The organism is Methylobacterium nodulans ORS 2060 (genome assembly GCF_000022085.1).
Taxonomy (GTDB): Bacteria; Pseudomonadota; Alphaproteobacteria; order Rhizobiales; family Beijerinckiaceae; genus Methylobacterium; species Methylobacterium nodulans.
In genome coordinates this window covers 3,376,812-3,391,753 of sequence record NC_011894.1, presented here as the reverse complement: position 1 = coordinate 3,391,753, position 14,942 = coordinate 3,376,812, and the positions used below count along the sequence as shown (strand labels likewise).

The following is a 14,942-nucleotide window of genomic DNA, read 5'->3' as shown; positions in this document are numbered from 1 at the left end:
CAGGACGCTGCCGAGCAGGGCGAGGCCGGCGAGGGGCCTCCTGACCGCCGCTCATGGCGTGCGCCCTGTGCCCCGCCGCCACGGCCGGATCGCCGCCTGTCTCCGGCGCTCCGTCATGCCGGGAGCCGCGGCGGCGTCGCCTCTCCCTGCCTCGCCGCGGTCGAGCCGCGCCAGGACGGCGCGGGTCGCGGGCGCCGCATAGCCGTTGCGCTCCGCCCGCAGACAGGCGAGCGAGGCCGCGTCGTCCACGTCGTACCAGGGCGGCAGCTCGACGAGGTCGAGCCCGAGCCCGCGGGCCCGCGCGCGCGTGGCCTCGGCGACGCTCGCGGTGCTCCAGGCGATGCACGAGAACATCTCCGGGTGCCGTGCCTTCAGGCCGAGCAGGTAGTAGCCGCCATCCGCGCAGGCGCCGAGCACCGCCCGGTCGCCGGGTTCGAGGAGGAGCCGGGCGGCCTCCACCAGGAGGGCGGTCGGCAGGGTCGGGCAGTCGGAGCTCAGCACGCAGGCGGCTTCATGGCCCTCGGCCAGCATTCCGTCGATGGCCTGGAGCAGGCAGCGCCCGAACCCGTCCACGCCCTCCGGCATCGGCGGCGAGCCGTCCGCCAGCACCAGGGCCGTTCCCGGGGCGATGCCGGCCCGGACGAGATCCTCCGCGCCCGCAGGCGCATAGGCGGCGTAGGGCGCGATCGGCGCCGTTGCTGCCGCCTCCGCCACATTCCGGGTCGTGTCGTGCAGGAAGGCCGCCGAGAGCGCGGCGGCCTCCTCGGGCGCGAGCGGCGGGCAGAGGCGCGTCTTCGAGCGGCCGGGCTGCGGGGCCTTGGCCATCACGCCGATCGCGCAGGTTCCGGGGACGGCGCAGCCCATGCTCAGAGCCCGCTGAACCAGTTGTAGCCGCGGTCCGTCCAATAGCCGCGCGGCTGCTTGTCCGTGACGTAGAGGGTGGTCACGAATTTCGGATTCTTGAAGCCGAGCTTCGTCGGGATGCGCAGCTTGAAGGGGAAGCCGTGCCGGTGCGGCAGCAACTCGTCATGCAGGCGGAACGCCATCAGGGTCTGCGGGTGGAGCGCCGTCGGCATGTCCAGGCCCTCGTAGTAGCCGTCCGCGCACTCGAAGCCGACGTAACGGGCCGTGGTGTCGGCCCCGATGCGCTCCAGGAAGGTGCGCAGCGGCGTGCCGGTCCACTTGCCGATCATGCTCCAGCCTTCGACGCAGACGTGCCGGGTGATCTGGGTCACCTGGGGCAGGGCATGCAGGGCGGCCACGGTCCAGGGACGCTTGTCGGCGATCCTGCCCGCCAGGAGGAGACGGTAATCCGCAGGGTCGAGGCGCGGCGCCTGCTCGGGCCCGTACCACGCGTTGTAGCGGAAGTCCTTGATCGCCATGGATTCCGGGAAGGTGGGCGCGAGGCGATCCGGGCCGAACAGGCTGGCCTGGACCCGATCGTTCCAGGCCGAGACCCGCGCGAGCGCCGCCTGGACCGCGTCGCTGTCGCTCACATCGCAGCCCGTGAGCAGCGTGAGGGCGCCGAGCGTGACGCCGCCGCCGAGAAGCTGGCGTCGCGCAAACGTGAAGTCTCGCGGAGTCCTGATCACGGCGCTCCTCCGGTCTGGGACGTCTTCGGTTCCTCGAGGTCCGGCCGGCCGGAGCGCCCGGTGATCATCGCCACGAGGGTGCTCGGCACCAGCGCCACGAGGACGAGGTGAATGGCGAGGAAGCCGACGATCGCCGACATGGCGAGGAAATGGACGATGCGGGCGCCCTGGAAGCCGCCGAACAGCACTTCGAGCGGATAGGTCTGCACCGGCTTCCAGATCGCGAGGCCGGAGACGATGATCACGGCGATCGCCGCGAGCACCCCCCAGTAGAAGACCTTCTGCACGGCGTTGTACTCGCCGAGCCGGTGCTCCAGGCGGAAACGCAGGGCCGCCGTGAAGTCGCGCAGGAAGGCGCGGGGGCCGACCGGCAGGAAGTCGCGCCGGAAATGGCCCGAGAGCACGCCGTAGCCCACGAAGAGCAGGAAGGCGGCGACGAGGAGCCACATGCCGGCGAAGTGCCACGCGATCGCGGTGGCGACCCCTGGATCGCCGTGGCGGGCGAGGGCCGCCTCCACGTCGCCGCCGAGCGTGGCCGCGAGCGGGAAGCGGAAGGGCAGGATCGGCTCGGCATTGTAGATCCGCCAGCCGCTCCCGATCATGATCAGGATGGCGAGCGCCATCGACCAATGCGCCACGCGCACCGGCCAGGCATGGGTCTGGACACCGTGGGCGCTCATGCGGCGGCCTCCAGCCCTTGCGCGCTCAGGGCCGCCCGGCCCGGGGCCGACAGGAGGAAATCCACGAAGGCCTGCGGGTCGGGGCGGCGGGCGAGGGTCGTCACCGCGACCCGGTAGGCGAGCGGCGGCGCCACTTCATCCGGCACGGGGCGGACCGCCTCCAGGCTCGGGCGATGGGGGAGGTCGCTCGCATGGAGGAGGCCGGCCTCCGCCTCGCCGCGATCCAGCAGGAACGCGACCTCGTCCGTGTCGAGGACGCCGAGGATCGCCCTCTCGCCGAGATGCAGCGCCCGGATCACTTCTGGCCCGTCCACATCCGCGGCGGGCGTCGGGTCGGGGACGGCGATGCGCCCCTTGAGGGCCGCCTCTCCCATGCCGCTTCGCGCGGCCAGCACGAGGCGGTTGCGCCATGCGCCCGCGGCTTCGCCCGCGATCAGGCCGGCGGCTGCCGCCGCCTCCATGATGGTGCCCTGCGTGAACAGAAGGTCGTTCTGGACCTTGCGGGCGAGCTGCGGGATGAGAAGGCCGGGGCTCGTCGGGAAGATCCGCACGCGCACGCCGACGGCCTCGTGGAACCGGTCGGCGGCGCGCGTGAGGGCGGGTGCCGTCGCGGTGTCGCAGTTCAGGACGAGGTCCGTCGTGGTGACGGTTCCGCCCGAATTCCGGGGCTTGGCCGCCACGAGCGACAGCAGGGGCAGGCTCTGGAGAAGACGTCGGCGCGGAATCGTCATGCTGGCGCAGTCCTCCGATCGACCTGATCTTGGTTCGTCGGGCGGGCGGGGCGGTTACGCGGGGAGCCGAAAAATCGTCCGTCCCGACCTCCGCAGGGTCCGGCCACTCTGTCGGCGGCTTGCCGCCCTTCGCCCTGTGCGATTCAGCGGGCCATCCGCAGACGTGTAACGCTGCCTCCTCTCTCGCCCGTGAGCGCAATGCGCTGATCTCGACGTGCGCGATGCAGGTTGACCTTCGGCGCATCTTGGCTGAGCCCGGTCGCTGCCGCCGCCTCGTCGACAGAATACTCGCGTCGGGAGAGCAATTCCATGGCAACTTCGCCAAGCTCACTCACGCGCCCGACAGGCGCTTCGTCGTGATCGGCGAGGGCACGCATGCGGCGATCATGGAGACTGAATGAGCGCTCCCTCCCGTGGCATCCCCACCGGTCCTCATGCTGACGTGCCGGCTGGCTTCCACGCAGGTCAGGTTCTATCTGGAGCCGCCGACCTGATTGCATCAGGTCGGCGGCTCTCAAGCTCTTGATATGACGCGCTCCCTTGCGCCGAACCGGCGTCCACTTCGGCGGGGAGCGCTCCAAGCAGGCTTCGAAGTCCGCGGTTTTCCGGCAAAAACCTGCGACAGACCAAGGACCTCAGCAGGCGAAGTGGTGGCACGCCAACGCAAGCCTGCTCAGCGCGAGCCGGAGACGATCGGGCAGTTGCCCTCTCCCATCGGCCGGAAGGCCTCCTCGGCCGGGATGGTCCTGAGCAGCTTGTAATAGTCCCAGGGGCCCTTGGATTCGGACGGCGTCTTCGTCTCGAACAGGTACATGTTGTGCATCTTGCGCCCGTCCGCCCGGATCGTGCCCTTGCCGAACAGCGGGTCGTCGGTGGGCAGGCTCTTGGCGACCTCGACCACGTGCTTCCCGTCGGTCTTCGTCCCGGCCTTCTCGACGGCCTTGAGGTAGTGCAGCGTGGCCGAGTAGGCGCCGGCCTGGAGCTGCGTCGGCATGCGGCCCTCCATGCGCTCGGCAAAGCGCTTGGCGAAGGCCCGCGTGCCGTCGTTGAGGTCCCAGTAATAGGCCGCCGTGAACTGCAGGCCCTGCGCGACGTCCAGGCCGAGGGAATGCACGTCGGTGATGTAGAGCACCATGGCGGCGATCTTCTGCCCGCCCTGCGCGATGCCGAACTCGGAGGCCTGCTTGATCGAGTTGATGGTGTCCCCGCCCGCATTGACGAGGCCGACCACCTTCGCCTTCGACGCCTGCGCCTGCAGCAGGAAGGACGAGAAGTCCGGGGTGTTGAGCGGGGTGCGGGCGCTGCCGAGCACCTTGGCGCCGGTGGCCGAGAGGATCTTGCGGATGTCGGCCTCCATCGTGTGGCCGAACGCGTAATCCGCCGTCAGCAGGTACCAGGAATCGCCGCCGGAAGCCACCACGGCGCGGCTCGTGCCGGTGGCGAGCGCGTAGGTGTCGTAGGTCCAGTGGATGCTGTTCGGTGTGCAGTTCTTGCCGGTGAAGTCCGACGAGGATGCGCCCGAATTCATGAACACCTTGTTCTTCTGGCGCGCCAGTTCCGTCACGCTGAGGGCGACGGCCGAGTTCGGCACGTCCACCACGACGTCGACCCCGCCCTGGTCGAACCACTCGCGCGTGATGGTCGAGCCGACATCGGGTTTGTTCTGGTGGTCGGCGGCGACGACCTCGGCCTTCACTTTGCCTCCCGCGGCCTCGTAGTCCTCGACGGCCATGCGGGTGGCCGTCACCGCGCCGCTCCCGTTGGTGTCCGCGTAGAGGCTCGAGAGATCGGTCAGAACCCCGATCTTCACCGACAGCGCCTCCGGCTCCGCGAGCGCGGAGCCCGCCGCGACCGCGACGGCGCCCGCGCACAGCGCGCGCAGCAATGCCCTGATGCCCATTCCTCCCGACCTCCCTGATCGTCTCTCGTTGTCGCACGCCGGTTGACGAGGTGTGCACATCTGTACCATGGTACGAATATCCAAGGGAGGCAAGGCGTGCCGGACATCGTTGTCGAAAGAAAGGGAAGGGTGGCGGTCCTCACCATCGACCGCCCGCGTCGGCGGAACGCCATCGGCGTGCAGCTCGTGGAGGATCTGACGCGGGAATTCGCGCGCCTGGATCGTGACGCCGACACGCATGCCATCGTGCTGACGGGCGCAGCGCCCGGCTTCTGCGCGGGGAGCGATCTCAAGGAACTGGCCGACACCGATCTCACCGGGATGTGCGCGCACGAGGCGCACACGGGCGCGCTCGCCCGCTCGATCGCCTTCCTCGACACGCCCGTGATCGCCGCGGTGGACGGGTTCGCGCTCGGCGGCGGCTTCGTGCTGGCGATCTCCTGCGACGTCGTGGTGACGGGGGCGGAGGCGCGCTGGCACCTGCCGGAGGTGACGATCGGCTGGATCCCGCCCTGGGGCCTCCAGGCGGTGGTCGCCCGCGTCGGGCCGGTCGCCGCCCGCCGGCTGACCTGGGGCGCGGCGCCCTTCGACGGCCGCGAGGCCCACCGCCTCGGCATCGCGGACACGCTCGTCGCCCCCGGCGAGAGCGTCCTCGATGCGGCGTTGCGCGAGGCGGAAGGCCTGGCGGCCCTGCCGCCGCCGGCCGTCGCCTCGACCAAGCAATTCTACGCTCCCCTCGTGGCGGGCAATGCGGAAGCCGCGGATGCCTGGGCGAACCGCCTGTTCGCGGGCGATTGCGGTCACCCGGTCGCGCAAGCGACGCTGCGGCGCTTTGGAGTGAAGGCATGAGCAAGCGCATCACCGCCGCCGAGGCCGCGCGGCTCGTCCGCTCCGGCGACACCGTCGCGAGCGTCGGCGTGATCGGCTGGATCACGCCGGATGCCCTCCTGAAGGCGCTCGGCGAGCGCTTCCAGCAGGATGGCGATCCGCGCGACCTCACCTTCTACTTCCCGTGCGGGACCGGCGACTCGATCGACATCCGGGGCATGGACCACGTCGCGATCGAAGGGCTGATGAAGCGGATCGTGTCGGGGTCCTACGTGAACCCCCTCCACCCGGTGAAGCGGACGAGGCCCGAGCTGATGCGGCTCATCCGCGAGAACCGCGTCGAGGCCTATAGCTGGCCGATCGGCGCCAGCATGCACTGGCTGCGCGAGGTCGCGCGCAAGAGTCCCGGCTACATGACCGAGATCGGCCTCGGCACCTATGCCGACCCGCGCCAGCAGGGCGGCAAATTCACCGCCCGCGCGACCGAGGACCTGGTCGAGCTGATCGAGTTCCGGGGCAAGGAATACCTGTTCTACCCGACCTTCCCGCTGAATGTCGGCTTCATCCGGGCCTCGTCGGCGGATGCCTTCGGCAACCTGTCCTACGAGGACGAGGCCCTGATGTCGTCCAACACGGCGCTTGCGCTGGCCGTGAAGGCCTCGGGCGGCATCGTGGTGGCGCAGGTGCGGCGCGAGGTGGAGCGGCATTCGCGTCCGGCCCATTTCGTGCGGGTGCCGGGGGCGCTCGTCGATCACTACGTGGTCGAGCCCGAGCAGATGTCGGGCACCGACAACCCCTTCGACCCGATCTATCTCGGCGGCCAGCGCGCGGCCCCCTCGGCGCTGCCGCGGCTGCCGCTCGGGCCCGACAAGGTGATCGCCCGGCGCGCCGCCGCCGAGGTGAGGCCCGGCCGCACCAGCATCTTCGGCTTCGGCGCCTCCTCGGACGCGCCCCTGGTGATGGCCGAGGCCGGTCTGTTCGACGATGGCCGCATCGACGAGTACCAGTTCACCACCGAGCACGGCCCCTTCGGCGGCGTCGTGATGAGCGGCTGGCAATTCTCGGCCAATATGGGCCCCGAGGCCCTGCTCGACGGGCTGCAGCAGTTCGATTTCATCGACGGCGGCAACTGCCCGTTCGCGGCGCTCGCCTTCGCGCAGTTCGATGCGGACGGCAACGTCAACGTCAGCTGGTTCGGCGCGAGCAACCCGGGCGCCGGAGGCTTCATCGACATCGCCCAGAACGCCAAGGACCTTCTCTTCACCGGCACCTTCACGACGGGCGGCCTCGACTGCGCCATCGGGGAGGGCGGGCTGTCGATCCGCCGGGAGGGGAGGGTGCGCAAGCTCGTAACTCACGCCGAGCAGGTGACCTATCCGGTCCGCGTCGGCGTCACCGAGCGCGGGCAATCGGCCCTCGTCATCACCGAGCGCGCCGTGTTCCGGGTCGAGCCCCAGGGGCTCGCGCTCGTCGAGGTCGCGCGCGGCGTCGACGTGCGGCGCGACATCCTCGACCAGATGGAGTTCGCGCCGCACCGGATCGCCGATCCGCTGCCCTTCATGGATGCGGGGCTGTTCGCCGAATAGGCGGTCGCCCCTGCGCACGACGACCCGCGCGACGGTCCGCCCGACCGTCCCGCGGCCGAGACAACGACAAGGACGACGAACGGGAGGACGCCATGAAGGCGCGGGTGATCGGGGCGGTCCTGCTGACGGCCGCTCTCGCCGCCGGAGGAGCCCAGGCGGGCGAGAAGGCCGTGAAGATCGGCGTGCTCACGGATATGAGCGGCATCTACGCCGATTTCGGCGGGCGCGGATCGGCGCTGGCGGCCCAGATGGCGGCGGAGGATTTCGGCGGCCGGGTCGGCAACCTGCCGATCGAGGTGGTTTCGGCCGACCATCAGAACAAGGCCGATATCGGCTCGGCGCTCGCCCGGCGCTGGTTCGACCAGGAGGGCGTCGACGTCATCGCGGACGTGCCCACCTCCTCGGTGGCGCTGGCCGTGTCGGAGATCGCCCGCGAGAAGAACAAGGTGCTGCTCGTCTCGGGCGCCGGCACCTCGGACCTCACGGGCAAGAACTGCTCGCCCAATACGGTGCACTGGACCTACGACACCTGGGCGCTGGCGAATTCCACCGGCGGCGCTCTGACCAAGGCCGGGTTCGACACGTGGTACTTCATCACGGTCGACTATTCCTTCGGCTATGCGCTGGAGCGCGACGCGAGCGACTCGCTGACGGCGGCAGGTGGCCGGATCCTCGGCAAGGTGCGCCACCCGGTCGGCACGGGCGACTTCTCGTCCTTCCTGCTGCAGGCGCAAGGGTCGGGCGCCAAGGTGGTGGCGTTCGGCAATGCCGGCTCCGACACGATCAACGGCGTCAAGCAGGCGGCGGAGTTCGGCCTCGTCCAGGGCGGGCAGAAGCTCGCCAGCATGCTGATCACGCTGAGCGACATCCATTCGCTCGGGCTCAAGGCCGCACAGGGGCTGGTGCTGACGGAGGCCTTCTACTGGGACCTCAACGAGGGCACGCGCGCCTTCGCCAAGCAGTTCGCGGAACGCAATGGCGGCGTCTACCCGAACATGGTGCATGCGGGCGTCTACGGGGCCGTGCTGCATTACCTGAAGGCGCGGGCGTCGGTGAACGGCGACGACGGCACGGCGGTCGTCCGGGAGATGAAGCGCCTCAAGACCGACGATCCGCTCTTCGGCAAGGGCGAGGTGCGCAGCGACGGGCGGGCGACGCACGACCTCCATCTCTTCGAGGTCAAGGCGCCGGCCGAGAGCAAGGGGCCCTACGACTACTACAAGCACCTGCGCACGGTCCCGGCCGCCGAGGCGTTCCGGCCGCTTGAGGCTGGCGGCTGCTCCCTCGTGAACTGAGGGGTGTCTTCCAGGTCGGGACAGGGGGCAAGGGCATGGGAGTTCGGCGTTTCGCATCGAGCGCCGGGCCGTCGGCACCGCCTCCGCGGCGGACCACGAGACTGTAATTGGAGAGTCGAACGTGATGCGGGAAATCGACGAACGCAGCGGGTTTGCCCTCGATACCGACGTGCTCGTCGTCGGCGGAGGCGCGGCCGGCGTGGCGGCGGCGGTGACGGCGGCCCGGCAGGGCGCGCAGGTCACGCTGCTGGAGCGGTACGGCTTCTGCGGCGGGGGCGCCGTGGCGGGCCTCTCGGGGACCATCTGCGGCATGTATGCCGCAACCGACGACCGCAATGCTCCGCCCCGCCAGGTGGTCCACGGCTTCCTCGACGACTTCGTGGCGGCGATGGAGTATCGCGGCGGCCTTGCCGAGCCGGTGCGCTACGGCAAGACTTACACCCGCGTCCACGACCCGCTGGTCTGGCGCGAGGCCGCCGACGCGCTCCTGGCGGAGGCCGGCGTGCGGGTGATCTACCACACGGTGGTGACGGGCGCGCTGGTGGAAGGCGGTGAGCGCATCGAGGGCGTCGTCGCCTACACCAAGGAGGGCAGGGCGCGCATCCGCGCCAAGGTCACGATCGACGCGAGCGGCGACGCCGACGTCGTCGCGATGGCGGGCTTGCCGTCCTTCGTCGGGCAGGACGGCCACGTCCAGAACCCGACCATGATCTTCCGGCTGATGGGCGTCGACACCGCCCGCTTCCTTAAGACCTACGGCACCGACACCATCATGGGCGAAGAGGTCTCGGCGCTCATTCGCGAGAAGGGGGGCGGGAACGGCTACACGCTCCCGCGCGCGAAGATCTGGCTGTTCACGACCACCCGCCCCGGCGAACTCCTCTGCAACTGCACCCGCGTGATCGGGGCGGAGGGGCGCGAGCTGAACACGCTCTACGCCCGCGACTTCACCGAGGCCGAGATCGAGGGGCGGCGCCAGATGCGGGAATATGCCCGCTTCTTCCGCGATCATCTCGTTGGCTGCGAAAACAGCTTCGTGAACGACACCGGCGTTCAGGTGGGGGTGCGGCAGACCCGGCAGGCGAAGGGCGTCTCGCTCCTGCGCAACGCCGACGTGCTGGCGGGCACGAAATTCGCCGACGGGATCGCCCGCTCGCCCTGGCCGATCGAGCTCCACACGGGCGCCAAGCCCCGGGTCGAGTGGCTGCTCGACGACGTCTACGAGGTGCCCTACGGCTGCTTCGTGCCCGAGCGCGGCGAGGGGTTGCTCACCGCCGGGCGCTGCCTGTCGGCGGAGCACGAGGCGGTCGCCTCCGCCCGGGTCACGGCCCAGTGCTTCAGCTACGGCCATGCGATCGGGCATGCGGCCGCCATCGCGGCGCTCGACCGGGTCGCGCCCCGCGCCATCTTGGGCGCCGACCTGCGCGCGCGCCTGAACCGCGACGGAGCGCGCCTCGATTGAGCACGACGCAGCGGCAGCACACGCGACCGTTGTCGCCGGAGGGGGATTCGGCCTACCACGAGGGCCCGATCCTTCCCTGGCACCGATCTCCCTTGCTGCACTCCCTCGACACGCTCGCCGAACCCACCGCCGCCAAAGCCGGGTTGCGCCTCGGCGACCAGGCCTACGCGGCCCTGGAGGAACTGATCGTCACGGCGGCGCTGCCGCCCGGCAGCCTGTGGTCGGAGGCGGCGCTGAGCGAGCGCACCGGCATCGGGCGCACCCCGGTCCGCGAGGCGCTGCAGCGGCTTGCCGCCGATCACCTCGTCATCCTGCTGCGCCGGCACGGCATCAAGATCACCGAGGTGCTGGGCGCCGAGCAGCTTCTCGTGCTCGACGCGCGCCGCGAGCTGGAGCGGCTCGTCTCGGTCTGCGCCGCGCGCCGTGCCACCAGGGCCGAGCGGGAGGCGCATGTGCGCAGCGCGGTCGAGCTGCGCGAGGCTGGCGAGCGGCGCGACCCGCTCCTCTACCTGCGGGTCCATTTCGCGCTCAAGCGGTTCACCTGCGAATGCGCGCGCAACCCCTACGCCACACGGGCCCTGTCACCGCTGCACGCCCTCTCGCGCCGCTTCTTCTACGTCCACTGGGACCGCTTCGGCGACCTGATGGAAGTGGCGCGGGTCCATGCCGACCTCGCCGAAGCGATCGGCCGCGGCGACGAGGCCGGCGCCTCGGCCTGCTGCGACACGATGACGGACTACGCGGTCGCGTTCACGCGCAAGATCATCCTGGAATAGGCAGGAATGCCGATGCCCCGCGATGCTGCACCTCCGGCCTTCCCCCGTGGGCTCCTCGGCGAGGCCGCGCTGGCGCTCTGGGGCGGCATCGACCCCGCCCGCGAGGCCGAGTTCAACGACTGGTACACGCACGAGCACCTGCCCGAGCGCATCGCGATCCCGGGTTTCCTGCGCGCGCGCCGCTACGTCGAGAGCCTGACGGACCCTCTTCTCGCCGGCTGGCGCTACTTCACCCTGTACGAGGTTGAGAATGCGGGCGTCCTGCACTCGCCGGCCTACCTGAGCGCGCTCGACCATCCGACGCCCCGCACCCTGGCCTCGCTGCCCCTGTTCCGGGCCATGAGCCGCATGGGTTGCGCCGTGACGCATTCCATCGCCCGCGGGATGGGCGGCGACCTGTTCGTGGCGGAACTCGGCCCCCGGGCCGGCGAGGCGGAGCGTTTGCGCGCGTGGCTCGCGACCACGGTCTCGTCCCGGGTGATGGAGATGTCCGGCGCGCTTGCGGCGCATCTGTGCGAGAACGACGCGGCGGCGACGCGGGCGGGCGTCGATGTCGCGTCCTACCGCGAGGTGAAGACCGGAACCGGGCGGTGGCTGTGGCTGGTCGAGGGCGCCTGGACCGACCCGGCCCAGGCCATGGCGGATTGCATAAGGGCGATCGCCGAGGCCAGCGCCCAGGGCGCCGAGGAGCGGGTCTCGCTCGGCATGTTCCGGTTCCTCGGCTCGCTCACGCCCGGGCAGCTGGGGGCCGCGTGATCCCGGTGGCCCCAGGCTGCTGACGCATCGGGCCGTCGGGATACGTTTGCCGCCGGCTGCGCCGACCCTGAGGGATGAACCCGGCCGCAAGGCCCCCGATGGCAGCCCCACCTCAGTTTCTATTTCGAGGAACCTGGTTCGTACCGTGCGATCCAGTCGAAGACCCTCGGCCAGAGCCGCTCATGGGCGGCTGGCGCCACCAAGGGGCCAAGATGCTGCAGCATCGGGCCGAAATCGCCCTCATAGGTCAGCACATCGACCGGCGCACCTGTCACCGCCTCAAGGCCGCGCAACAGGGATGCCGGCGGCACGATGCCGCCGATCGGGTTGATCACGGCCAGGACAGGCGTGCGCAGACCAGCGATCCCGATCCGCCGATCACCGATCTGGAGCGTGCCGCCTCGAAAGCGGTCCTCTCTGTAGAGTTGCTCCAGGACATCCTCGAAGAGCTGTCCGGGGAGCGGGAACTCGTCGAGCGCCCAGCGTGCCACACGCGTATGGACCGTCAGGGCGAGTGGATTGGTCAGGCTCGCGGCGAGATCCATGACGGGCTGGAGACGGAAGACCTCCGGCGCCGCCTCAAGGCTGAGCGCGTTGATCACGGATCCGGGCACCGGACTGCCGAAGGCCGCGCGGATGCCTCTCGCATGTGGGATCAGCCTCACGGCGCGGGCCAGGGGCCCGCCCTCCTCGCCGAAGGCGAGAGGCGCATCCACCAGGACGAGGCCGCCGACCTGCTCGGGATGCAGGGCCGCGAAGATGGCCGCGAAGGTGCCGCCGAGCGAGTGACCTGCGATCAGGGGTACCCCCCCGTTCGTCTCCGACGCGATCGCGGCCAGCGCGTTCCCGAGCAGGCGGTCGGCGTAATCGGTGAGACTCCGTCCGTCGTCCTGCTCGGTGGGATCGAGCCACTCGAGCAGATAGACGCGCAGACCCCGTGCGAGACAGCGTCGCACCACGCTCACCTGCGGGAGCAGGTCCCAGATATAGGCACGCTTGAACGGAGCAGGACAGATCAGCAGGACGGGCCCGTCGGATTGCTGTCGACCGTGATAGGCGCGGACCCGCGCGCCGGGCAGATCAGCGACGACGCGCCATGGCGTCTCCACCGGCCCGCAGCCGAGCGCCTCAAGCATCCGCCCGATCTGGCGGCGCATCTCGTCCAGCCACGCACTCATACGGTTTCCGGTTGATCCATGAGTTTCGATTTGGAACTTCCACCGCGGATCCGGGTCCTCGGTGTGGCCCACGAAGGCGGCTCTCCGCAGAGCACGCAGATCAGGGCATGACCCTGCTCTGGCGTCCTCCAGCTGCCGCATCCCTCCTGCGATTCGCGACGATCCGGATGCCTTCATGATCGTCGCCGAAGCCCGGTTCGGCCTCCGTCTCCGGCCCATCCTGAAACGGGCTGCAGCCCGCCGCACCCCTGCCGTGCCTCCGGCGCCGCCCTAGATCCCGACCGGTCCTCGCGTCCGAGATCCGAAGGTCCGCTGCATCCCGCCCACGATCAGGAGGCCGTGTCATGCGCTCGCGCTTTTCCTCGCTCTGCCGGCATAACACCGGCTCGCGCCTCCGGACGGGCGCCGGGGCGCTCGCCACGGCCCTTCTCGCATTGCCGGCTGTCGGCACATCGCCTCGGGCGGCCGGCGGTTCCGGCGCGGCCTGCCCGGGGGACAACGGCGGGCTCTCCCTGCCGCCGGGCTTCTGCGCGACGGTGTTTGCCGACAATCTCGGCCATGTCCGCCAGATGGCGGTCGCACAGGACGGCACGCTCTACGCCAACACCTGGAGCGGCCCCTACTACAAGAACAACGATCTGCCGCCCGGCGGATTCCTCGTCGCCCTCAAGGACCGGAACGGCGACGGACGCGCGGACGTGACCGAGCGCTTCGGCGAGACCCCCGCCCAGGGCGGGCATGGCGGCACCGGCCTCGCGCTCTTCGACGGCGCGGTCTATGCCGAGAGCAACGACCGCATCATGCGCTACCCCCTGGCGCAGGGCGAGATCGCCCCGAAGGCCAAGGGCGCGGTGGTCGTGTCCGGCCTGCCGCTCACCGGCGACCACCCGATGCATCCCTTCGCGATCACGCCGAAGGGCGAGCTCCTCGTCGATCTCGGCTCGGCGACGAATGCCTGCGAGGTGAGGAACCGCATGCCGGGCTCGCCGGGCAACAACCCGTGCACCGAGAAGCAGACCCGCGGCGGCATCTGGCGCTACGACGCCCGCAAGACCAACCAGACCTTCTCGCCGGCCGAACGCTACGCCTCCGGCATCCGCAATGGCGAGGGCATCGCGCTGGACGGGGAGGGCCGCGTCTTTGCGACCCAGCACGGCCGCGACCAGCTCCACGAGAACTGGCCGAAGCTCTACACCGCCCAGCAGGGCTTCGAGCTGCCCGCGGAAGAGGTGGTCGAGCTGAAGCAGGGGGCGGAATACGGTTGGCCGGAATGCTACTTCGACCCGACCCAGCAGAAGCTGGTGCTCGCCCCCGAATACGGCGGGGACGGGGGCCGGAAGGTCGGCCTCTGCGCCGAGCGGCAGGGGCCGGTGGCGGTTTTCCCGGCGCATTGGGCGCCCAACGACATGAAGTTCTACCTCGCGAAGGGGGCCACGGCCTTCCCGGCAGCCTACGAGGGCGGAGCCTTCATCGCGTTCCACGGCTCGTGGAACCGGGCGCCCGGTCCGCAGGGCGGCTACAACGTGGTGTTCCAGCCGATGAAGGACGGCAGGGCGTCGGGCGATTACGTGGTGTTCGCCGACGGCTTCGCCGGGGCGGTCAAGGAGCCGGGCCGGGCGCAGCATCGCCCCTCCGGCCTCGCGGTCGGCCCGGATGGTGCCCTGTACGTCTCGGACGACGTGCGCGGACGGATCTGGCGCGTGACCTATGTGGGCGGCAACCCGGGCGCCGCGATTGCCGCCGCCCCGGCGGCCGGCCCGCCGGCCCGCAGCTCGCGCGCGGCACTTCCCCCCGAGGGCATCCATCCCGATGCCGGGCAGGCGGTGGCGGCGCTGCCGGTGCCACCCGGAGCCACCCGGGAGCAGGTCGCGCGCGGCGAGCGGGTATTCCATGGCGAGGTTGCGGGCGCGACCTGCGGCGGCTGCCACGGCTCGGACGCGAAGGGCTCGCCGATCGGGCCTGATCTCACGGACGGCAAGTGGCTGTGGAGCGACGGCAGCCTCAAGGGCATCGAGCAGACGATCGCGAACGGTGTGCCCGAGCCGAAGCAGCATGGGGGGGCGATGCCGCCGATGGGAGGGGTCGAGCTGTCCGATGCCGACCTGAAAGCCGTAGCCGCCTATGTCTGGGCCGTCGGGCACCCAACCAAATGAATCGG

Annotated in this window: 14 protein-coding genes; 7 read left to right on the top strand and 7 right to left on the bottom strand. The window is 70.5% G+C overall.

Features of this window, described 5'->3' with window-relative positions:
* Window positions 1-51: 51 nt before the first annotated feature.
* The 6 genes from MNOD_RS15515 to MNOD_RS15490 all read right to left on the bottom strand — a co-directional run bounded on the left by MNOD_RS15515 (window position 52) and on the right by MNOD_RS15490 (window position 4,903).
* Complete coding sequence (locus MNOD_RS15515) at window positions 52-825, bottom strand: TIGR04282 family arsenosugar biosynthesis glycosyltransferase (protein ID WP_244424744.1); 774 nt, start codon at window positions 823-825, stop codon at window positions 52-54.
* Between the two features lie 41 nt (window positions 826-866).
* A complete protein-coding gene (locus tag MNOD_RS15510) occupies window positions 867-1,592 on the bottom strand; it encodes a molybdopterin-dependent oxidoreductase (protein ID WP_015929872.1) in 726 nt (241 codons plus the stop codon).
* Window positions 1,589-2,272 (bottom strand): cytochrome b/b6 domain-containing protein, encoded by a 684-nt coding sequence (locus tag MNOD_RS15505; RefSeq protein WP_015929871.1) that lies wholly within the window; start codon window positions 2,270-2,272, stop codon window positions 1,589-1,591. The genes MNOD_RS15510 and MNOD_RS15505 overlap by 4 nt, the downstream gene beginning before the upstream one ends.
* Complete coding sequence (locus MNOD_RS15500; RefSeq protein ID WP_015929870.1) at window positions 2,269-3,003, bottom strand: substrate-binding domain-containing protein; 735 nt, start codon at window positions 3,001-3,003, stop codon at window positions 2,269-2,271. The genes MNOD_RS15505 and MNOD_RS15500 overlap by 4 nt, the downstream gene beginning before the upstream one ends.
* 143 nt (window positions 3,004-3,146) lie before the next feature.
* Entirely contained in the window at window positions 3,147-3,380 is a 234-nt protein-coding gene (locus tag MNOD_RS46640) for a hypothetical protein (protein WP_157091474.1), read from the bottom strand.
* 296 nt (window positions 3,381-3,676) lie between these two features.
* Entirely contained in the window at window positions 3,677-4,903 is a 1,227-nt protein-coding gene (locus MNOD_RS15490) for an ABC transporter substrate-binding protein (RefSeq protein WP_015929868.1), read from the bottom strand.
* 96 nt (window positions 4,904-4,999) lie between these two features.
* Between MNOD_RS15490 and MNOD_RS15485 the strand changes: the two genes are divergently transcribed.
* The 6 genes from MNOD_RS15485 to MNOD_RS15460 all read left to right on the top strand — a co-directional run bounded on the left by MNOD_RS15485 (window position 5,000) and on the right by MNOD_RS15460 (window position 11,606).
* Complete coding sequence (locus MNOD_RS15485) at window positions 5,000-5,752, top strand: enoyl-CoA hydratase/isomerase family protein (RefSeq protein WP_015929867.1); 753 nt, start codon at window positions 5,000-5,002, stop codon at window positions 5,750-5,752.
* Window positions 5,749-7,317 carry an acyl CoA:acetate/3-ketoacid CoA transferase gene (locus tag MNOD_RS15480; RefSeq protein ID WP_015929866.1) on the top strand — a complete coding sequence of 523 codons (1,569 nt, stop codon included), beginning with the start codon at window positions 5,749-5,751 and terminating at the stop codon, window positions 7,315-7,317. Before MNOD_RS15485 ends, MNOD_RS15480 begins: the two co-directional genes overlap by 4 nt.
* Window positions 7,318-7,409: 92 nt before the next feature.
* Entirely contained in the window at window positions 7,410-8,612 is a 1,203-nt protein-coding gene (locus tag MNOD_RS15475; RefSeq protein WP_015929865.1) for an ABC transporter substrate-binding protein, read from the top strand.
* 124 nt (window positions 8,613-8,736) lie between these two features.
* Window positions 8,737-10,074 carry an FAD-dependent oxidoreductase gene (locus tag MNOD_RS15470; protein WP_015929864.1) on the top strand — a complete coding sequence of 446 codons (1,338 nt, stop codon included), beginning with the start codon at window positions 8,737-8,739 and terminating at the stop codon, window positions 10,072-10,074.
* Window positions 10,075-10,166: 92 nt separating this feature from the next.
* A complete protein-coding gene (locus MNOD_RS15465; protein ID WP_157091473.1) occupies window positions 10,167-10,850 on the top strand; it encodes a GntR family transcriptional regulator in 684 nt (227 codons plus the stop codon).
* Window positions 10,851-10,862: 12 nt separating this feature from the next.
* On the top strand, window positions 10,863-11,606 hold the full coding sequence (locus MNOD_RS15460) for a DUF4286 family protein (RefSeq protein WP_015929862.1): 744 nt from the start codon (window positions 10,863-10,865) through the stop codon (window positions 11,604-11,606).
* 119 nt (window positions 11,607-11,725) lie between these two features.
* On the opposite strand, the gene MNOD_RS15455 is transcribed toward MNOD_RS15460, so the two are convergent.
* Entirely contained in the window at window positions 11,726-12,784 is a 1,059-nt protein-coding gene (locus MNOD_RS15455; protein WP_015929861.1) for an alpha/beta fold hydrolase, read from the bottom strand.
* A gap of 344 nt (window positions 12,785-13,128) precedes the next feature.
* Here MNOD_RS15455 and MNOD_RS15450 point away from each other — a divergent pair, with 344 nt between their 5' ends.
* Window positions 13,129-14,937 (top strand): PQQ-dependent sugar dehydrogenase, encoded by a 1,809-nt coding sequence (locus tag MNOD_RS15450; RefSeq protein ID WP_015929860.1) that lies wholly within the window; start codon window positions 13,129-13,131, stop codon window positions 14,935-14,937.
* Window positions 14,938-14,942 lie beyond the last annotated feature (5 nt).